The following is a 19,276-nucleotide window of genomic DNA, read 5'->3' on the forward strand; positions in this document are numbered from 1 at the left end:
GCAGTGACGAGATCAGCGCGTGCGTGATGTTATCTCACGGTATGAGAATAGTGCGTAGATAAAGGTCAGTGTCCCGGCAAGTTCGAGACCTTCTTCGATGTTCGCCAGCATGCGATAGCGCAAGGATTCCACACCTTCCGCCTCTGCAACGCTGCCGCCGACCATTTCAAGCCCGACCGCTCCACCAAGAAACAGCGCCGCCGAAACCGCCAACAGCACGGCGAGTGATGTTGGGAAAGAGCGGATGAATGGAATAAAGGCAGCTAGCCCCACCAAGCTAAGGATGCCTGCCGGCGCGGCCCATGCAAAATACAGCAGGCCCGTATTGGTTGACCTCGCAGCCAACGCAGAGGATAGTTTCTCATGAAGGCCAGCGAATTCATCGAAACAAAGAAGCAGGAATAGGAAGCCCAAGAAGTACCAATGCCGGGTGAACTGACTGTCACGGCCCGCCGCATCGTCTCCACACTGAAATAGAAGACGGCTGCAGGAAAAAGAACAGCACGGAGACCCAGGTGAATGCGCTCCGTTCTACATCGACATCAAGGATCCATATCTTTGTCGAAAGGTCTGTCTCCTGTCCAGTGTGTACAAAATTAAATCTTGTATAAAACTTGCACAAAGAATCAGCAGAGATAATTCTGCAACAGTGGCGAGTATCGGTCTCCATTTGCTGAACAGAAGCGGGGCTTTCTTTTCCATACTTGAAATTGTCATAAAAGTGTCACATAAAGGTTAGTAGCTTGTCAACCATTGGCGTTCCAATGCGTAGCGACGGAAACAAGTTCGAGTCACTGCTCGGAGTGGGCTTGCTTGCCCTGCTAATAGTTTTGGCCGGGCTCATCGTTTTCTACGAGGTCGAGGTGGTATTTCCGTTGGGGTGACGCGTTGACAATCGCGGGCGGGCATCTCGAGCCTGACTTATGAGAAACCCAGTCCTAAAATTGCCGCATCAAGCTGATGCACACAGTGTAGGGCCGGCGCTGAACGTCAAACGGATCGAGCCGATCAGGCGAGGGGCCGAAGGCGTCGCCGGACTTCCGTCAACCTGGTCCGCTGCAGCGAGGTCATAACATCAAATCTCACGAGACTGGGCAGTTGCGGTTCACCGATCAAGGCGGCGTGGCAGATAAACGTTGAAGGGCAGTGCTGTCGCCTCAGCCGGTGATCTGCCTGGTGTAGTAGCGTACCGCCTTCTTGCCGCCGTGGATCACCGCGTCGCCGACCTCGACGAAGCCGAGGGCCGCGTGAAAGGCATCCGAGGCCGGGTTGGGCGGGTCGGCATTCACCTCGCAAGTGACGATGGTCTGGCCGGCACGCGAGACATAGTCGAACAAATCCTCATAGAGCCTGCGGGCATGGCCGCGGCCACGCGCTTCTCCGGCGACGACGACACGGTCGACATAGACGAAGCGCTGGTAGCGCTCGCGGAACCACAGGAAATTCGGACTGTCGTAGCGGGCGTTCTGGTCGAAGGTCATGATGAAGGCTTCCAGCGCACCGATGCGGCGCGCATAGAAAGCTTCACCGAGCAGAAAGGTCAGGCGTTCTGGCTCAAGCCACGACAGCTCGGCCGCGTGCTCGTTGTTGAGGGCGAGGATGGCCGGCTCATCCTGCGGCGAGACCCGGTCGATCGGCGTCATGCTCTCGCTGCCGCTATCGTCGCCGCCACCAGCGCCGCGTCGGTCACGGTGTTGCGGTACTCGCGGTCGAGGTCGGTGCCGCCCATGCCAACCTGGGGATTGCGGTAGCGCATGGCGCTCGGCACGTCCTTGAGTGCGGCGAAATGCATTTCTGTCAGTCCGGTTCTCTCTCGCACCTCGGCGATATTCCTAGGGTCGAGCCCGCCACAGCCAAGGATGATGATGCGCTTGCCGGCCTGCCGGACGAGGTCCGCCAGCAGGGCCACGCCTTCCAATGCGGTGTCGCGCTGGCCGCTGGTCAGCACGCGGCCGACCTTGCTGCGGATCAGCGCTTCCAGCGCCTCGGCCGGATCGCGCGTCATGTCGAAGGCGCGGTGGCAGGTGACGTTCAAGGGCCCTGCCGCCTGCACCAACTCGCCCATGCGCTTTTCGTCGATGGTGCCGTCGGCGTTCAGGCAGCCGACAACGACACCAGCTATGCCAAGCTCGCTCAGCGCGCGCACATCGGCGAGCATCGAACCGTATTCGGCGTCACTGTAGAGAAAATCGCCGCCGCGCGGCCGCACAATGACGTGGAACGGGATCGTCGCCATTTCGCGGGCCGCCCGCACGGTGCCGAAACTCGGCGTGATGCCGCCGTCGACGAGGCTGGCGCAGAGCTCGACGCGATCGGCGCCGGCTGCCTGCGCGGCCAGCAGGCCGTCTATGCCTTCGACACAGATTTCAATTAGCGGCAGGCGAGGGCGTTCGGCGTCGGTCACGGGCGATCCATTGGTCAATTCGGCTGATCCTGCCCTAGCATTGGGTCCATTGCCGTGAAAGCCGGAACTGTTGGCTCAGCCTGAGCTGATTGGAACCGGCTCGCGATCCACGGCGGCGCAACGACACATCAGATCCGCAACTTGTGAGCGTTCGCGCGCACGAAGTCGATGAAGGCCCGCAGCTTCGGCGGCACGAGGCGGCGACTGGGATAATAGAGGTGGAGCGGCTCGTAAGTGGGACAGAAAGGCTCCAGGACCTTGACCAGCGCGCCTGAGGCGAGAAGCGGCGCGGCGAGGCCTTCGACGGCGAAGGCAAGGCCAACCCCTTGCGCGGCGGCTATGATGCAGAGCGGAAGCGTGTTCACGATCAGACGTGCGTCGGGCGTGAACTCGACCTGGCGTCCATCAACGACGAACTCCCAGGGCGAGATGGCGCGGGTGCGGGTGAAGGCGAATGCGATGCAGCGGTGGGCGGCGAGGTCGGCCGGCCGCTTGGGCGTGCCGTTACGCGCCAGATAATCCGGGCTGCCCAAAACGACCGTCTGCAGCGGCCCGCCCAGGCGCGCGCCGATCATATCCTTATCGAGGAGCTCGCCGATTCGCAGACCGGCGTCGAAGCCCTGGGCGGCGATATCGACGAAGCTGTCGTCGAAGATCAGGCTAAGCCGCACTTCGGGGTAGGCGTCCATGAACGGCCCCATCAGCGGCTCGATCAGCAGTGGCGCGGCAATCCATGGCAGGCTCAGGCGCAGCGTGCCGGCGGGGCGATCGCGGGTCTCGCGCAGCGCCGCGCCTGCCGCCCAGACCTCTTCGGCCGCCGGGCGCACGTGGTCGAGGTAATAGACGCCTGCCTCGGTCAAACCGACGCTGCGGGTCGTGCGATTGAGGAGCCGCACTCCCAGACGCTCCTCGAGCCCCTTGACGGCCTCGCTCAACGAGGCCGGAGCGACGCCGAGTTCGGCGGCGGCGCGGGTGAAGCTCCTGGTCTCCGCCACCTTGACGAAGGCGACGATGCCGCTGAACTGGTCAAGGCGCATTGTAAGGATATTCCAAATAGCCTTGTCGAACCATACGGGCTTTTCCGGTGAACAAAAAGCCTCATGTTAGGTCGACGAACGAGCTTCGCTGTTGCGACGGCTCGAAGGCAAGGAGACAAAAGCCAATGACCAGGCTTGCTTCGCTCGCCGCCGGCGCTCTCCTGGCGGTGTCCACAGCTCCCGCGAATGGCGGTCCGCAGGAAGACCGCAACATCCAGCTTATCAAGGACTACTACGCGGCTTACGCGACCGGGAACCCGGATGCCGTCCGGCCCTTCCTGGCGCCCGACATCGTGTGGCGCATTCCCGGCCATCATCCGCTCGCCGGCGACAAGCGCGGGCCGGAGGAGGTGGTCGCCTTCTTCCGTGGCCTGGCCGACGGCAAATTCAAGGCCGAGCCGATCTTCTTCCAGGCGCAGGGCGACCTCGTCGTCGACATCCATCGCGGCTGGTCGAATGCCGGCTCGGGTCCCGAAATCGACCAGCTCTACGCCCTGATGTTTCGCATCGAGGATGGCAAGATCGCCGAGGCCCAGAATTTCCTGACCGACATGTACCAGTCGGACGCCTTCTACTGGGCGCACTACCCGCTGAAGCCGCTGCCCGGCCGGCTGGCGGATGACCGCTGAGACAGCGGCTTTCCTCACCGGTCGCGCCGCGCTTCCCGCTCCAAGCCAGAGGAGACTTGCGATGCTGAAAACCCTGACACTTGCCGCGGCAACCGCCGTCGCGCTTGCCTTCAATGCCGTCGCCGCACCGCGCGTCGAGCGCGTCACTTTCGCCTCGCACGGTGAGCAGATCGTCGGCGATCTTTATCTGCCCGAGGACCTGGACGCGGCGGAGCCTCGGCCCGCGCTGGTCGTGACCGGCGCCTGGATGACGGTGAAGGAACAGATGCCGGCCCGCTACGCCCGCGAGATGGCCGACCGCGGCTTCGTCGCCTTGACCTTCGATTTTCGCGGCTGGGGCGAGAGCGGCGGCGCACGTCGCCAGTACGAGGATCCCAGCACCAAGATCGCCGATATCCAAGCGGCGGTCACCTATCTCGCGACCCGGCCCGAGACCGACAAGGACCGCATCGGCGGGCTCGGCATTTGCGCCAGCTCCGGCTATATGGTCGCTGCCGCCGCTAAGGATGCCGCGATCAAGTCGGTCGCCCTCGTCGCGCCCTGGCTGCACGATGCCGAGGTGGTCGAGCAGACCTATGGCGGCAAGGACGGTGTCGCCAGCCTTGAAGCGGCGGGCAATGCAGCCGAGGCCACGTATCGCAGCACCGGGAAACAGGCATTCCTGCCCGCCGCCAGCCTGACCGACGACCGTGCGATCATGTTCAAGGCGCCTTACTACACCGAGGCCGGTCGCGGGATGATCCGGGCCTGGCGCAACGAGGCCGATCCGGCCTTCTGGCACGGCTGGCTAACATTCGATGCCATCCAGGCTGCTCCGCGTCTGCATCAGCCCTTCCTGATGGTGCATAGCGAGGCGGCTGCCATTCCGGAGGGCGCGCATAAATTCTTCGCGCGGCTGACCACCTCCAAGCAGGAGCTGTGGCTCGATGAGGTCACCCAGTTCGACTTCTACGACCGCGCCGCGCCGGTGAAGGCGGCGAGCGACGCCGTTGCCGCGCATTTTCGCGCCACGCTGGGCGATGCAGGTGAGGCGGGACAATGAACTCCGTCAACCGCCGGCATGTCTTGATCTCGGCAGTTTTCGCCGCGACGCCTGCCGCTACCTCTGCGCCGGCCTTGAGCGCCTCGCGAGCTGCGCTGACGGTCGAAGACAGGGTCGTCATTGCCGAGGCAGTTGCCGGAATCGGCCTCTATGCCGACCTGCGCGAATGGAACCGGGTCAAATCCTATTTCGCGGCAAACGTTATGACCGACTATACCAGCCTTTTCGGCGGCGAGGTCGCGACCAGCGACCGCGACGCGCTTGTTGCCCAGTGGCAAGGCGTGCTGCCGGGGTTCGACGCCACCCAGCATCTCATCACCAACATCGTTGTCGAGGGCGCGGGCAACGATGCGATTGCGCGTAGCCATGTCCGCGCGACCCACTGGATCGACGCCCGGTTCTGGACGGTCGGCGCCAGCTATCTCCACCGGCTGGTGCGGACACCGGAAAGCTGGCGCGTCAGCGCTATCGCCATCCATCGCTTGTACGAGGAGGGGGACCGCGCCGTGCTGGCCGCCGCCGCGGACCGGGTGAACGGGGGGACGGAATGAGCAGCCGGCTAATGGCCACCACTGTTGCCAGCTACTGGCGCAACACCGTGTTCTTGGAGCCTTCTTCGACCTGATCGATCACCAGCAGCTTGACCGGATCGGCGCCGACATTGGTGCCCTGATGCCACTGCCCGATCATTTCGATGATGAAATCGCCTGACTTGTATGTGGTGCTCTTGCCGGTCTCGACATTGGTGACTTGAAGCGTCCCAGCCTCGACATAGGCATAACGGGGAAACGGGTGCTTGTGGACCGGCAAGGTCGCGCCCGGCGCGATCTCAAAGGACGAAACCAGGACCTGTACGTTTTTCTGCGGCAGCGTTATCGGCTGGCCGGATGCGGTTTCCGTGCGTGATGCAAGTGGAGACACGACAACCGGCGTTCCACTGCTGTCCAGCGCCTGAGCGGCATTCGCAAATAGCGCGGCCGCGAGCAGCAGCGGCGTCGATATCAGGATTTTTCGCATGATTCCTCCCAAGCCCAGCTTCACCATCGCGCAGCAAATATCCGCACGCAAGCGTCTCCTTTCGGGAGGGCTAGCGGCCTCTCCTGAACATGCCAGGCGTCATGCCGCGCGTAGCCCGGAAGGTGCGGGAAAGATGGCTCTGGTCGGCGAAACCCGCCGCAATGGCGGCTTCGGCGAGGCCAAGCCCCTGTTCGATCAGGAAGCTGGCGCGACGCAATCTCCGGTCGCGGATATAGGCCGCAGGCGTCAGGCCGATCGTCTTCTTGAAATCCCGGATGACCTGGAACCGGGTGACGCGCGCGGCGTCGGCGAGCCGCTGAAGATCGAGCTGCGAGGCAAGTCCGCTTTCCACAAGGTCCTCGTAGAGCGAAAACCTCTGCCGCGATCCGGAGCTCTCGACCTCCTCGGCCTGCCCGCTCCAATCGCCATGCCGAACGATGAGGCGCCTCAATGCGACCAGAAGCGACGCCTCGGCTTGCGTCGCATCCTTGGACGTCGACCCTTCATGGGCTGCCGCCAACGCGGCCGCGAGGTCGCTGTCCTCGATCACCGCGCGTGAGAAGACCGGAGCGCGGTCTTGACCCAGCTCGCGGCTGACCGCCGTCATCAGCGGCGCAGAGGGATAAAACGTGCGGTAGGCCCAGCCTTCGTCCCCACCTTGTTCCCCGTCATGCCATTCCTCGGGATTGACGACGGCAACGGTGCCTGCCGGAGCGACAACGGTCTGGCGGCCGATGCGGATGCGTTCGCAGCCAGCCGTAATCAGCGCGATCACATAGGTTGGATGCGTATGCAGCTCGTACCGATGCTGCGTGAAGCGCGCCTTGAACAGGCCAAGGTCGGGGAAGCAGGGATGGCGCCAGTATGTCCTGGTCTCCGTCGCGTGCACGTCTTTCATCCCTGCTGCTTTCATCCCTGCCGCGGTCAATCTGGTTCAAGACGCCTGTTGTGCGACTTTCTAATCCTGATCCCGGATCAAACCGCCTTTGCCGGCGCTGAAGGAGAGCATCATGCTGCATAATGATCCCATCGCCGCGCTGACGCCAGAGGTCATAGCCTGGCGGCACCATATCCATTCCAATCCCGAACTCGGATTCGAGGAGAACGAAACGGCACGTTTCGTTTCTGAAAAACTGCGTGCCTTTGGCTTCGACGAGGTTCATGAGGGGATCGGCGGCACCGGGGTCGTCGGCGTCCTGCGCAGCGGCACGGGCACGTGCGCCATCGGTCTTCGCGCCGAATTGGACGCGCTTCCGGTCATGGAGAAGACCGGCTTGCCGTATGCGTCCCGAAACGAGGGCGTGATGCACGCCTGCGGTCACGACGGCCACACTGCCATGCTGCTCGGCGCCGCCAGGCTGCTCAGCCAATCCCGCGCCTTCGACGGCACCGTCTACTTCATCTTCCAGCCAGCCGAGGAAAACGAAGGCGGCAGCATGCGCATGATCGAGGACGGCATGTTCAAGCGCTTCCCGGTCGAGGCGGTGTATGCCGTCCACAACTGGCCGGGCGTCAAGCTCGGAACGATCGCCGCTCGCACCGGAGCACAGATGGCGGCCGTCGACAATTTCGAGCTGACCTTCGAGGGTCTTGGCGCGCACGCCGCCATGCCGCAGCTCGGCGACGACCCGATCCTGGCAGCAGGGGCCTTTGTCCAGGCCGTCCAGCGCATCGTCAGCCGCTCGGTCGATCCGCAAACCGCGCTGGTCGTCAGTGTCACACAGATCCACGGCGGCAATGTCGGCAACATCGTGCCCGGCAAGGTCTGGCTGCAGGGCACCTGCCGTTTTTTCGAGCCCGGTCATTCCGATCACTGCCAGGAGCTGATCGGCGAAATAGCCCAGGGCATTGCTGCGGCGCATGCGCTCAAGGCCACGCTCGACTACAAGAAGGGCTATCCGCCGCTCGTCAACACGGCTGGCGCCACGGCTCGCGCCGTCGAGGCAGCTGCCGCCGCCGTTGGGAGGGAGAACGTTTCGACCGAGTTCAGCCCGAGCCTCGGCTGCGAGGATTTCGCCTTCATGATCCGCGAGGCAGGCGGCTGTTATGCGTGGATCGGCGCCGGCGATTTCGGTCCAGGCGAAGGGCTGCACGGCGATCGCTACGTCTTCAATGACGAGATCGTGCCGACCGTGATGTGCTACTACGTCAATCTGGTCGAGCAGGCGCTTCCCGCCTCGTGAACCGTCAGTCCCAGAGGGAAAACAGATGTTCAGCGAGACGTGCCGAGCTGGCTGCGCTTGGTGGCCACAGGCTGGAAATGCAAGCTTCGCATGTCAAACGCCGGTCTCGCCAACCCGTCGTACCTCACCCGGCTGCGGCCGCGAACTGCGTTACGTGGACGGGAGGATCGAGCGCTGCCTGCGCGATGCCGGCCTGCTTTTCATCGACTTGCACAATCACAAAAATGACGCCTTGTGCAACGTTTGGTTCATCCGGCTTTCTGGCAGAATCGGATGCCCGGAGAAGCCTACGAGCAATGCCGCCGCAGGCCGCGCCGACGACGACCATGCCAGCCGCCGCTCCGACAGGATCAATGCCGGTGGCGCCAGACGCACACAGGCCGATCAATAGACCAACCGCCACGCCAAAGGCGGTACCGCCCGGACCGCGCAAGGCAGTGCCGATTTCGTCGTCGTAAGGTCCGACGACGCTGATCTGTTCGTGAGAAACTCCTACGGCCTGAAGCGCGGCAATGGCGCGCGCTGCCTCGTCGTGGGAATCGAAGAGCTTGCTGATTGTTCGCATTTGACGGCCCATAGCACAGACGTCGCCCGCCGCTCATTTCGAAGCGGCGGGCTTCTCCTCCCAGTCGCTTAGGTCATTCGATGATTTTGACGATCTTGCGTGTGCCTGGATCAACGACAACCGTCCGATTGTCGACGACGACGTAGCGGTATTCGACGTCGGGAACTTCATGAAGCTCGACCGTGTCGGGCAGGGTCGAGCCGATATTGAGTTCCACCCCAGGGATTTTCACCGACGCGAGCGGCTGCTTTTCCACATATTCCCTGATGACGGTCTCCTGTTCAGGAGCGATGATCACGTCCTGAGCGGCAGCGGCGCCGACGCCTGCCAGCAGCAGAAACCCCGCGGCTGCAGTGGAAAGACGCATTGTCATAATTGCCTCCTGTTATGTGATCTCGCTTGGCTTCGCGCCAGACCCACTCAAACATGGGACCGCTGCAAACGTTCCTTGGCTGGGCTTCGGTCCCATCCGAGACGCTTTGCCGTTGGACTTAGGTCTGATCTGCTGCGCGCAATGGGTCTGGATATCGAGCCGTCCGGAACCGCGGCTGCTCGTTCGCAGGTTCGCGGAGGGAGTCCATGAAGGAACGTGTCCACCATCTCATGCCGCAGTCTGCTCCGACCTGCCGAGGAATGGTAAAGATCAGCTTACTATTGCTCGAGCGGTGAGGGCATTGACCATGAAAAACCGCCGCGCCTTTCGCGGCCACGGGCAATCAGGCATTATATGTACGAAGGAATGCCGGGAGATCGAAGCCTTGGAGCTAGCGTGTGACGACTTGCTGCCTTGCGTGAGCGGTGGAACTTACGTAAAAAATCGTCGGGCGCAGTTTCCGTCTGGTCGGTAAGCCCTAAGTTCCCTAGCGATTGATCGGTGCAACCGAAATGGCGTCGCTTGGCGTCGCTCGACAACAAATTGGCCGGTTCGCTGGAATATGGCGCCATACAGAGCGACAGGACTGATCGATCGGTGGAATGCACTGTCGCTGGCCACTCAGTTTCTGCTCGCGGGCGGGCTGTTCTCGCTATCGGCGATGATCGTGGTGGGAATTTCCGTGACGAGCCAGATAGAAGCCGCGGTTACCCGGAACTCGGCTTCTGCCACCGCGCTTTACGTCGACAGCGTTATCGCGCCGCTGCTCCCCGACATGCGCAGGAGCGAAGTGCTGGAGGAGAGCGTTGCTCATGCGCTGGATGAAACGCTGGGGCAAGGCGCACTCGGCACAAGGCTCCAATCCTTCAAGCTCTGGCGCCGCGATGGAACCATCCTCTATTCAACCGACAAAGAATTGACTGGGAAGCGCTTTCCGCCCAGCGACAACCTTCGGACTGCGTTCGCAGGTCGCATGGTCTCGGAGTTCGACAAGCTGGATGACCTGGAGAGCCAGGCCGAGCGAGACAGTGGGTTGCATCTTCTTGAAATCTATAATCCGGTGCTTCAGCCGTGGTCGGGCGAAGTCGTGGCTGTTCTGGAATTCTACGAGATCGCCAACGATTTTGAAAAGGACCTCCGGCAGGCACTCGTTCGAACCTGGTCCGATGTTGCCGCCGTCACCGCAATTTTCTTCCTCGGGCTTTCGGCGATCGTTTTTCGTGGCAGCCGTACGATTCGTTCCCAGAGCCGATCATTGAAGCAGCGCATTGCCGAACTTTCCGATCTGCTTGCTCAAAACAGAATGTTGAGGTTGCGGGTCCAGCGCGCTTCGCAACGCGCCACGGCGCTTAACGAACGTTACCTCAGGCGCATCGGCGCGGACCTGCACGATGGGCCGGCGCAACTGGTTGCCCTCGCTGCGCTAGGGATCGACAGCCCCGTGCTTGCCGATCCTGCCACGCCGGCCGCGGCGCGCGCACGGGAATTGCGGGCCGTCAAAGCCAATTTGGACGACGCCATGCGCGACATCAGGAACATCAGCAAGGGCCTTGTGCTGCCGCATGTCGAGAATGCAGAGTTGACGAAGATCCTCGAGCTTGCCGTGCGAGCGCACGAAGAGCGGACCGGCGTCAAAGTGATGCTGTCCATGACCGGGGGGCACACACCCTTGTCACCGGCAGCCAAGATCTGCATCTTCCGCTTCATCCAGGAGGCGCTGAACAACGGCTTCCGCCACGCCGGGGGTGCCGGTCAATCGGTCGCGAAACATTTCGACGGGGAGCGCGTTTGTATCGAGGTTTCAGACACCGGCCAAGGTTTCGACCCAAAGACCGTCCATCCTGAGAGGCTGGGGCTCGTCGGGCTGCGTGAGCGGGTAGAAAGCCTCGGCGGCCAATTTGCCGTAACGTCTTCACAGAATGGGACAGTGGTGAAAATGGTTCTCAACATAGCTGAAATGGGACAAGCATGACGATGACGCCAGCGGCCATAAAGCTCGCCGTCGTCGACGACCATCCGCTGTTCAGGGAAGGCGTCGTGCGCACACTCGACCAGATCGGCGGGTTCGAGATCGTCGCCCAAGGCAGCAGCCGGGATGACGCCTTGCGGATATCGGAAGACCGGCAGCTCGATATCCTTCTGATGGACATTTCGGTGCCTGGAGGGGGGCTGGGCGCGATCGAACCTGCTCTGCAACGGAACCCGGATCTGAAAATCGTCATGCTGACCGTCTCGGAGGAAAATCAGGACGTCCTGACCGCCTTGCAAAGCGGGGCAAGAGGCTATGTCCTGAAGGGTGTCGGATCGAGAACGCTGGCCGCCATATTGCGCACGGTGGCGTTGGGCGAACGCTATGTTTGCCCGCAATTGTCGGCGCGTGTGCTGGTCGACTTGTCCAGCCAGTCAACCACGGCCGCGAAAGTCGACGTGCTGGCCGAACTCACCAGTCGTGAGAGAGAGATCCTGACCTTCGTTGCCGCGGGATTGAGCAACAAGCGGATCGGTCTTCAGCTGAGCCTGCACGAGAAAACCATAAAGCATCACATGACGCGCATTCTCGCCAAGCTCAATGTGAGCAACCGGACCGAAGCCGCAATGACATTGCGCGACGCGACCGAGCGTAAGCATTCGCCTGTCCGCCATCCTGCATGAATCGTGGGGTAGCTTGCGGTGCGGCCAGATGGCTTGCGCCTTGTGAAACCTCGCCATCACTCGATCATGTCGAGCAGTCTCGACCGGTCGGAGCGGGTCGCCACGCGCCGAATGATGGTCCGGCCCTTGGCATCGCGCATTTCATAGTGGCCGCCATCGATGCGCTCGCTGAGCCCGTTGGAATGCATAACATCAAGGCTCGATCCGCGCACCTCAATCCGGTCTCCCGTAGTCGCGTTGATATACAGTTTTGGCTTGCCCTTGGGGGTTACCGCGGTGACCGGAGTTTGAGGGGGACTGTCTTCCGGTGATTTTGCTTTGTTCTTGCCCGCATTGCTGTTGGAGTTCGAATTCCCAGCAGTTCCAGAATTCCCGGCGTTTCCGGAATTCCCAGCGTTCCCAGAGTTTCCGGAATTCCCAGAGTTTCCCTGACCGCCATCCTTTGCCCAGGCGGCCTGCGGGCCGAGCGTCGGTGACAATCCGTCTTGTGCTACACGGTAGGGGCTCACGGTGAGAATGAAGGTCAGTGCTGTAAGGCAGATGGCGATGCGAGGCCTTGGTCGCCGTATGGCGGGTGCCGTCGATAAGCTTGCCACCAGCATGTTAGAATGTCCTCTAACCGTTACCGCGCGTTGCATTCTGCCTGCTGTTTACACGCTTCCTTCACCATCAGGCGGTGTCAAGACCCACCAGTCTCATGGGGGAGAAACCGGTGGGTCTAGCTGGCGCAGGAAGGGACTAATTACTGCGCAAGCGTGCAGCTTCAACGCAACGACGCCTGCAGGCGCGCGGTTCCTGAGAACGTCTCCACTCAGGCTTTTGCGACAGCCCTTCCGGACCAAAGCACTGCTTGCGACAGCCCATGGTCTGCCAACAGGCAGACTGAAGTCCTATCTCGGGTCCTTGAACGTGAAGGGCGATCCCAGCCGCAAAAGCCCGCCAGCTTGAACGGCGGGGCGTAACCGACGACGTAAATGGCGGTCGTCGTCCGACGAGGTGGAGACTTGCTTCTCCAATTTCAATCGATGAATGTTGAAGGGCCCGCCCTGGATTGCGGCGGGTCCTTCAAGCCGAACAAAGGCGCGTTAGGTCAGAATAAGCACGATCTCGAGCGAATCCGGGTCGACGATAACGATTCGGCCATCAGCCAACACGAAATACATGTAGGATTCGTAGGCCGGGACGATCTTGACGATGCGCGGTGGCAGACGGTACAGCCTGACCTGGTCGCGTGGGACCTCGACGCCCACGGAGATGTCAAAATCGATGTTCGCGACCGGTTCGACCTTCTCTTCCTTCAGGATCTGAGTGATTTCCGTTTTCTGCTCAACGGTCACATTTTCGATTGAGCCGGTCGAAGTCTCGTCCTGTTGCTCGGTAGAGGTCTTGCCCTGCCTTTGCTGCTCGGTTTCGGCGCCGGCCTCGCCTTGTATCTGCTGCTCGGTCTGGACCTTGGCCTTGTCCTGCGCCTGCTGTTCGGTTGTGGCGCCGGCCTCGCCTTCGGCCTGCTCCTCGGGGCGGACCTTGGCCTTGTCCTGCGCCTGCTGCTCGGTTTCGGCGCCGGCCTTGCCTTCGGCCTGATCCTCGGGCTTGACCTTCATCTCTTCCTGGGCCTGCTGGTCGGTTGTGCCGGCCTTGCCCTGGGCTTGCTCATCGGTCTTGAGCTTCGCCTTGCCTTGAGCCTGCTCCTCAGTCTTGGTGCCGGCTTCGCCCTGGGCCTGTCCGCCCATCCTCGAACCGTCCGGGCAATCAGCTGTGCCGGGTGCGCAACTGGTGCCGGCGCCCGATTGGCTTTCGGCCGGCTGCTGTTCCTGGGCGAGCGCTGCTCCACAGCCAACGCCGATGGCCAGCATACTGGTGATCAGAACTTTTCTCACGAGACATCTCCTTCGAAAAAGTGTGTCCCTTCACGGGGAAAACCACCTCTGGAAAATTTTGTTCCAAGCGAATTGACCCGGTGGAAGCGGTCGGAGCTTGGTGGAACGAGCAGTCCTCCGCATTTCGAACTGATGTCCTTGACTGCAAAAAATGCTCTTCACATATTTCCCGCAGCCGTCGCTCACGGCTCTCTCATGGAGGCTCAAACACTCGTTCAGTTGAATGGAGGTTCTAATGAACGACAGGACTTTCGACCGGCCTGTTTTCGTCAAGAAAGGAGGAGGGGTTATGGTGGAGGAAATCGGATGCTTGGCTGATGCCTTCGGATTCCTGCAGGAATGGCCGAAGCATCGCCGAGGGCCAATCTTTGACACAGCGTTTCGAGCTTGCCAGCGCGCCTACGATGGTCAAGTTCCCATGTCGGTTGCACGTGACGCTTTCGCCGGCTTCGCGAGATCGGCCAAAATCCTCGAGGACATCTCCGCAACCATGCCCTGGATGACGGCGCCTAAAACCGGTCGTGGTGGCGTGTCGGCGTAACCGCTAGCGAAGATGGCCGGCGCCGCAGGGGCGGGGGAAGGCGGGGTGCCTGAGTGGCGCCGGCCAGGCGGCGTTGGGATTCGCCACGACGAAAGAATAGCAAAATTCGCCGGATTGATTATGGCGTGATCGCGGAAGGTCGCCGCTGATCGTGCTCGGCCTGCCGCGCGGAACGCGCAACGACCAACATTATGGGCGGTTGGGATCGAGCGATTATCCGAACAGGCGCGGCTTGACGGCGCCGGTCTAGATTTGTTCACCGAGCAGGATCCTGGCATCCTTGGCCGCGACGATGAACGCTTGACGCGCGACCCTTGGCGGCTTCTCGCCGCGGATAACAGCAAGGCAGGCTTCGATCGCGGCGAGCCGCGTCTCCGAGGCTGGCGCCGGCCAGTCCCTCAGCAGCACTTTAGCCGCATCGGACACCGACAAAACAACCCGGTCGCGATCGATCCGGCCAGGTTGAACGACTATCGGTTTTCTAAAACGTCTCGTACGCACGACACTCTCCAAAGCAACGATACGTTAGCTGCGTCTGATCTTTTTCGCCACCCCAAATATTAATTGCCCGTCGGGCTTGCCACTGCCCTGTGCAAGGTGATGCCATGAAGGTGATCTCCCAGCCACAGTTCCGGCTGGATTTGGCTATCAGGTTCCAGCCAAGGAGCAGACCGACGCTGTGCTTCACGGAGGCCAGGCATGGCCGTTGCGGACATTGTGTATTCGCCCGTTCTTTCTGTTTGGAATGCGGATAAGCGCGGTCACCATCTTGATCGTTGTCGAGCCCCTATCCATTTTTCCGCCGTACGCCAATTGGCCAGGTTCGCCGAGCACTCCCGACAATATATCGTGTCGTCTTCCACTCGGGAGGATGAGATGAACAGGTGGCTCGTCGCAATATTTCTCGGGTGCTGTTCAAGCAACGTCGCCCTGGCAAACGATGCCTTGAAGGGCCGATGGGAGGGAAGATTCAGCTGAAGCTGGAACCCGGCTCGTGGATCATGCAGCTTCTGGCTTCCGAGCCTCGGGTCTGCGCGGAGAACTCGTTGAAATGGGAGGTCGCAAGACCATCACGGGCACGTTCACGCAATGCAGAATTGGAAGCTTCTCGGCATCCCTGCAAGAGCCGATCGAAGCGCCTCCGCCCCCTCTCTCGAAAAGCATGTTCGACAGAAAAGGCTCTGCGTGGGTCAATACGGTTCGCGGCAGAATTCGGGAGTTCGCGAACAAACGCGAGGACAATCACCTTTGGTGGAGACAACTCGAGCACGAAGTCATTTTTAGCCGCGTCGACAAACCGACCCAAGAACAGCTGCTGGCGGAAGTTCGGGAAGCGCGAGCGAACGTCAACGCCGATTCCCTTCTTGCTTACCTGGCTTCTGGCCCCCGAGAATTTCCCCAAGGTATCGGGCGAGCCCTCTTCCTTTTCAGCCAGGCCCAGAGGTCGGAATGGCCGGCCAAGGTTAAACTCCGGCTCTGTCAAGCATGTCGAAAACGGGTAACTGAGGTGCTTGGACCGGAGCTGGCGCAGGCGAGAGCATTGGCGGCAAGCCTGCCTATCTCCCTGGACGGCTTGATCACGGCACGCGCGGCACTGGCACCCGTTGAAGAATACCGAGATTCGCTAGAACAAGCTTTTGGAACGCTCGATCAGGAAAACCTGCTGATGCCCCTATGGTAACAGATCGCAGCGCTAGAATCGAATCCGGATGTCGCAATTGAATTCCGTGCGGCACTTGAAAAAAGCGCGGCAGCAGCCCGATCCTCGCTCTGTTACCGAGAACGTGATCTTCAGCGTGCTCGGCCGGCGCGAATCTTCCTCTACCCTGTCTGTAATTGCGAAGGAGGGGAGGCGGCTGGCCGCATTGAGCGAAGTTGAAGTGGAAAGCATAGCTCAGAACGAAGACGGCTCTGAACCGAGTGCAAGCGACATTGCCGCGTACATGCACGGTTGCCTAGAAAACATCAACGCGACGTTTGCCGCGATGCGATGTGCTCCGGGCAAATACGACTTCGACCCGATCATGATCGCCAGATGCAAGATGGGTGAACTAGAGGTGCAGCTTAAAAAGGTCGTCAAGACTGGGTGCCGGGCCGAGAAGCCACGACAGCAGTATGTCTGCGAATTCGATCAACGTTCGCAACTCGTTTCCTTCCGCACAGGAGAACCCGTCCAATTAGAGGACAGCTTGTCGCTTCAGGCATATTTCCCCCGCGGCAGGCTGGCGAGTTCCACCCGAGCGCGCTTTGTCCGCAATGTTCTCAGCCACGGATGGATCGGCTCGCGCGTTGCCGGAAATCAGAACTAGAGCGGCGGACTTTCAAGTCGAAAGCGTACCGCCGCTCTACCTCTTGTTTGAGCATTGGATTTTCCCAAAGCCGGTAGCCACCTCCGGGTCAGGCCCGGGGGCAGGCTTTGGGTCCGATGCCCTGGAGACCAAGGGTTGCGGTTGACGACGTGCGAGCGTCGTCGATTGACCCTGGACCGTACCAGTCCTCCGACGCCTCCGACATGGTTTCCCGGCGATTGGCGGCGGCTTGCCGAACAAGAGCGATGCGTCAGTGCTGGCGGATGGAACATCTGCCGATAATCGCCGTTAATATGTTCCTCAGGCGAAAGGGCTGCATATGTCAAAACTTCAGGCGGCAACCCCAGAGCAGTTGCAGCGGCTAAAGCTCGAGGCGTCGGCTTACTTTGGCCCGAAAATGCTCAACGAAGCACTATTGCGCCTTTGCCAGGCTTGCGGAAGCGATAGCCTTGGCCAGTTCGAGAAAGCAATGGTCGACCGTATCGAGGCAATGCATGATGACGGTAGAGCCAACTTCGAAACGCTGAAGGAATTTGCCATCGAACAGCTTTATGCCTGTGTTCGAGAGGTCAAGTCTTCACCGACGATGAAACAGCCACCGAAGGAAACAAAAGCCCGAAGAACACCTGGTCGGTCGGAAGAACCTGAAATCTTGGAAGATCAGTTGCAGGCCGGCCTTGAGGATTCTTTCCCCGCAAGCGACCCGCCTGCCGTGGTGTCCACAACGATATCCGGCGGGTCGAAAAAGCTGGTCGGAACCGACGAAGTCCTGAAAAGGCAGCGAGAGGAGGCGGCCAAGAATAGCGGCCGGTCATCTTCGGGCTAGGGGAGATCGCGGCCACCCGGCCGTTCGCCTCATTCGCTCTGGTCTATCGCATGAGGCGCCGGCGGGTTTCGCTGCTATCGGGTCTTTCGTCACGCCCGATCCAGAGCCAGGCGGCAAAGACCACCACCAGTAAAATCACAATCCAGGTGACGAGACGAGGCATTGGGCCTCCTTTCGTTCAAGAATAGTCCGGCCGGTCAACAGCGAGAGCGATGACGAAGCGGGCCGGCACGCCATTTGGCGCCGATTCCGCCGATGTCGGATCGCGTCATTTCCGAGGTTTGGCGCCACGCAGGTCCGGGTCGGAGCCGGCTCCGACGGCCGGATCGGGTACGACCGGGTCGCGCTGGTCTTCGGAACTCTCTGCCTCGACCTCCTGCACCGCCTGATCCCAATGCTCGCGCTCCCTGCCTTCCGGTCGGCCTTCGCGCTCCCAGATTTCATGGGCTCTCCGCCTGATGCGCTCCATACGGTCCATGATCCTGCGTCCTGATGCCCTAATTCGGCGATCGGTGGTTTGTTCCGTGGGAGCAGTTGCCATCCCGGGCACGTTGCGGAAGTATTCCTCGACACGGCGATGACGTCGATTGGCTCAAGCCCGACCAGGCTCGGTTCGGCGCAAGCGGTAACGATCGCACTCGGCTGCATTGTCATCGGTATGGCAGCTTGTATCGTACCGGCATGGCGCCATACGGCAGCTTCGACGCGGTTGCGCAATCGCCCGCACAGAGGGTATCGGCATGCCTCGCCGTATCGAAACAAGGATTATCCTCCCGTGAAGACGCGCATCGCAATCGTGGGCCTCGGCATGGCGGTGACGCCGCATGCCCGCGGCTTGATGGACCTGTCGGATAGGGTCGAGGTGGTCCACGCCTTCGCTCCGAGCGAAGCGCGGAGACGTGCTTTCGGCGAGAAGTTCCCGTTCCCGCTCTGCGACAGTCTGGACACCATCCTGAATGACGGCAGCGTCGAGACGGTCGCCGTCTTCACGCCCGCCAACACGCATCGCGAGATCGCGATGCGCTGCGCCGAGGCGGGCAAGCACGTGCTGATGGAAAAGCCGCTCGACATCACGACCGCCCGCGCCGAAGAACTCGTCGCCGCCTGCCGTAAGGCCGGCGTCAAGCTCGGCGTCGTCCTGCAGCACCGCTTCCGGCCGGCGGGAGTGAAACTGGCCGAGATTCTAGCGTCCGGCGAACTCGGCGCGATCATCGGCTGCTCGACGGTCATCCGCCTTTGGCGGCCGCAGAGCTACTACGACGAGCCGGGTCGGGGCTCGTTTGCGCGGGACGGCGGCGGCGTGCTGATCTCGCAAGGCATCCACACGCTCGACCTGATGCTGAGCCTGGCGGGACCGATCGCCGAGGTGAGGGGATTCGCTGCGACCACGCCCGTTCACAGCATGGAGACAGAGGACATGGTCTGCGCCGCGGCGCGTTTCGCCAACGGCGCCTTCGGCACCATCGACGCGACGACGGCCGCCTATCCCGGCTTTCTCGAGGAGATCGTGTTAACCTGCGCCAAAGGCACGGCCCTGCTGCGTGGCACCGAACTCTTGGTGCAGTTCCAAAACGGCCAAAGGATCGCGATCGAGCCGGACCGCTCGGCCGGTGGCACCGGCGCCGACCCGATGGCCTTTCCACACGACCACCACCGCGCCGTGATGGCCGACTTCGTCGAGGCGATCCGCGCCGGCCGCGAGCCGAAGGTGACCGGCGAGGAGGCGCTCAAGGTGCACCGGCTGATCGATGCGCTGATCGAGTCCGCCAAGTCGAGCGGTTCTGTCCGCGTTGCCGAGGCGCAAGCATGAGCCGCCCGTTC

The 19,276-nt window shown here is 61.5% G+C and carries 23 protein-coding genes; 11 read left to right on the forward strand and 12 right to left on the reverse strand.

Going from position 1 to position 19,276, the window contains the following annotated elements:
* Window positions 1–12: 12 nt before the first annotated feature.
* The 4 genes from AC0NID_RS19935 to AC0NID_RS19950 all read right to left on the reverse strand — a co-directional run bounded on the left by AC0NID_RS19935 (window position 13) and on the right by AC0NID_RS19950 (window position 3,441).
* On the reverse strand, window positions 13–414 hold the full coding sequence (locus AC0NID_RS19935; protein ID WP_473456659.1) for a hypothetical protein: 402 nt from the start codon (window positions 412–414) through the stop codon (window positions 13–15).
* 743 nt (window positions 415–1,157) lie between these two features.
* Entirely contained in the window at window positions 1,158–1,643 is a 486-nt protein-coding gene (locus AC0NID_RS19940) for a GNAT family N-acetyltransferase (RefSeq protein ID WP_473456660.1), read from the reverse strand.
* Window positions 1,640–2,404: a copper homeostasis protein CutC gene (locus AC0NID_RS19945; protein WP_473456661.1), complete on the reverse strand. Its 765-nt coding sequence runs from the start codon at window positions 2,402–2,404 to the stop codon at window positions 1,640–1,642. Before AC0NID_RS19945 ends, AC0NID_RS19940 begins: the two co-directional genes overlap by 4 nt.
* Window positions 2,405–2,532: 128 nt before the next feature.
* Complete coding sequence (locus AC0NID_RS19950; protein WP_473456662.1) at window positions 2,533–3,441, reverse strand: LysR family transcriptional regulator; 909 nt, start codon at window positions 3,439–3,441, stop codon at window positions 2,533–2,535.
* A 125-nt stretch (window positions 3,442–3,566) separates the two neighbouring features.
* Here AC0NID_RS19950 and AC0NID_RS19955 point away from each other — a divergent pair, with 125 nt between their 5' ends.
* From AC0NID_RS19955 to AC0NID_RS19965, 3 genes are all read left to right on the forward strand, one after another.
* Complete coding sequence (locus AC0NID_RS19955; protein WP_473456663.1) at window positions 3,567–4,070, forward strand: nuclear transport factor 2 family protein; 504 nt, start codon at window positions 3,567–3,569, stop codon at window positions 4,068–4,070.
* A 61-nt stretch (window positions 4,071–4,131) separates the two neighbouring features.
* Window positions 4,132–5,112 (forward strand): alpha/beta hydrolase, encoded by a 981-nt coding sequence (locus AC0NID_RS19960; protein ID WP_473456664.1) that lies wholly within the window; start codon window positions 4,132–4,134, stop codon window positions 5,110–5,112.
* Window positions 5,109–5,663, forward strand: a complete 555-nt coding sequence (locus AC0NID_RS19965) for a nuclear transport factor 2 family protein (protein ID WP_473456665.1) — start codon at window positions 5,109–5,111, stop codon at window positions 5,661–5,663. The genes AC0NID_RS19960 and AC0NID_RS19965 overlap by 4 nt, the downstream gene beginning before the upstream one ends.
* 31 nt (window positions 5,664–5,694) lie before the next feature.
* Here the strand turns inward: AC0NID_RS19965 and AC0NID_RS19970 are convergent, their stop codons facing one another.
* A complete protein-coding gene (locus AC0NID_RS19970; protein WP_473456797.1) occupies window positions 5,695–6,129 on the reverse strand; it encodes a cupin domain-containing protein in 435 nt (144 codons plus the stop codon).
* A 70-nt stretch (window positions 6,130–6,199) separates the two neighbouring features.
* Window positions 6,200–7,027, reverse strand: a complete 828-nt coding sequence (locus tag AC0NID_RS19975; RefSeq protein ID WP_473456666.1) for an AraC family transcriptional regulator — start codon at window positions 7,025–7,027, stop codon at window positions 6,200–6,202.
* A gap of 112 nt (window positions 7,028–7,139) precedes the next feature.
* On the opposite strand from AC0NID_RS19975, the gene AC0NID_RS19980 reads away from it, so the two are divergent.
* On the forward strand, window positions 7,140–8,312 hold the full coding sequence (locus AC0NID_RS19980) for an amidohydrolase (protein ID WP_473456668.1): 1,173 nt from the start codon (window positions 7,140–7,142) through the stop codon (window positions 8,310–8,312).
* A 124-nt stretch (window positions 8,313–8,436) separates the two neighbouring features.
* Here AC0NID_RS19980 and AC0NID_RS19985 read toward each other — a convergent pair whose 3' ends face one another.
* Entirely contained in the window at window positions 8,437–8,889 is a 453-nt protein-coding gene (locus AC0NID_RS19985; protein ID WP_473522307.1) for a hypothetical protein, read from the reverse strand.
* A gap of 61 nt (window positions 8,890–8,950) precedes the next feature.
* Entirely contained in the window at window positions 8,951–9,250 is a 300-nt protein-coding gene (locus AC0NID_RS19990; RefSeq protein ID WP_473456670.1) for a DUF1236 domain-containing protein, read from the reverse strand.
* A gap of 562 nt (window positions 9,251–9,812) precedes the next feature.
* On the opposite strand from AC0NID_RS19990, the gene AC0NID_RS19995 reads away from it, so the two are divergent.
* Both AC0NID_RS19995 and AC0NID_RS20000 read left to right on the forward strand, forming a co-directional pair.
* Complete coding sequence (locus AC0NID_RS19995; protein ID WP_473456672.1) at window positions 9,813–11,222, forward strand: sensor histidine kinase; 1,410 nt, start codon at window positions 9,813–9,815, stop codon at window positions 11,220–11,222.
* Window positions 11,219–11,902, forward strand: coding sequence for a LuxR C-terminal-related transcriptional regulator (locus AC0NID_RS20000; RefSeq protein WP_473456673.1), 684 nt, complete (start codon window positions 11,219–11,221; stop codon window positions 11,900–11,902). Before AC0NID_RS19995 ends, AC0NID_RS20000 begins: the two co-directional genes overlap by 4 nt.
* Window positions 11,903–11,958: 56 nt before the next feature.
* Here AC0NID_RS20000 and AC0NID_RS20005 read toward each other — a convergent pair whose 3' ends face one another.
* Window positions 11,959–12,504 carry a hypothetical protein gene (locus tag AC0NID_RS20005; protein WP_473456675.1) on the reverse strand — a complete coding sequence of 182 codons (546 nt, stop codon included), beginning with the start codon at window positions 12,502–12,504 and terminating at the stop codon, window positions 11,959–11,961.
* A gap of 483 nt (window positions 12,505–12,987) precedes the next feature.
* Entirely contained in the window at window positions 12,988–13,755 is a 768-nt protein-coding gene (locus tag AC0NID_RS20010; protein WP_473456676.1) for a DUF1236 domain-containing protein, read from the reverse strand.
* Between the two features lie 259 nt (window positions 13,756–14,014).
* Here AC0NID_RS20010 and AC0NID_RS20015 point away from each other — a divergent pair, with 259 nt between their 5' ends.
* Window positions 14,015–14,320, forward strand: a complete 306-nt coding sequence (locus AC0NID_RS20015; RefSeq protein ID WP_473456677.1) for a DUF982 domain-containing protein — start codon at window positions 14,015–14,017, stop codon at window positions 14,318–14,320.
* Window positions 14,321–14,566: 246 nt separating this feature from the next.
* On the opposite strand, the gene AC0NID_RS20020 is transcribed toward AC0NID_RS20015, so the two are convergent.
* Window positions 14,567–14,821, reverse strand: coding sequence for a DUF982 domain-containing protein (locus AC0NID_RS20020; RefSeq protein ID WP_473456678.1), 255 nt, complete (start codon window positions 14,819–14,821; stop codon window positions 14,567–14,569).
* Window positions 14,822–15,314: 493 nt separating this feature from the next.
* On the opposite strand from AC0NID_RS20020, the gene AC0NID_RS20025 reads away from it, so the two are divergent.
* The 3 genes from AC0NID_RS20025 (at window position 15,315) to AC0NID_RS20035 (ending at window position 17,455) form a co-directional block, all read left to right on the forward strand.
* Window positions 15,315–16,001, forward strand: a complete 687-nt coding sequence (locus AC0NID_RS20025; protein ID WP_473456679.1) for a hypothetical protein — start codon at window positions 15,315–15,317, stop codon at window positions 15,999–16,001.
* 37 nt (window positions 16,002–16,038) lie between these two features.
* Window positions 16,039–16,629 (forward strand): hypothetical protein, encoded by a 591-nt coding sequence (locus tag AC0NID_RS20030; protein WP_473456680.1) that lies wholly within the window; start codon window positions 16,039–16,041, stop codon window positions 16,627–16,629.
* Between the two features lie 319 nt (window positions 16,630–16,948).
* The gene (locus AC0NID_RS20035) at window positions 16,949–17,455 is read left to right on the forward strand and encodes a hypothetical protein (protein ID WP_473456682.1); all 507 of its coding nucleotides are present in this window, start codon (window positions 16,949–16,951) and stop codon (window positions 17,453–17,455) included.
* A 268-nt stretch (window positions 17,456–17,723) separates the two neighbouring features.
* Here the strand turns inward: AC0NID_RS20035 and AC0NID_RS20040 are convergent, their stop codons facing one another.
* Entirely contained in the window at window positions 17,724–17,933 is a 210-nt protein-coding gene (locus AC0NID_RS20040) for a DUF2934 domain-containing protein (RefSeq protein ID WP_473456684.1), read from the reverse strand.
* Between the two features lie 330 nt (window positions 17,934–18,263).
* On the opposite strand from AC0NID_RS20040, the gene AC0NID_RS20045 reads away from it, so the two are divergent.
* Complete coding sequence (locus tag AC0NID_RS20045) at window positions 18,264–19,265, forward strand: Gfo/Idh/MocA family protein (protein ID WP_474033478.1); 1,002 nt, start codon at window positions 18,264–18,266, stop codon at window positions 19,263–19,265.
* Window positions 19,266–19,276: the final 11 nt, after the last annotated feature.

The sequence above is a fragment of the Mesorhizobium sp. WSM4821 genome (assembly GCF_055901555.1).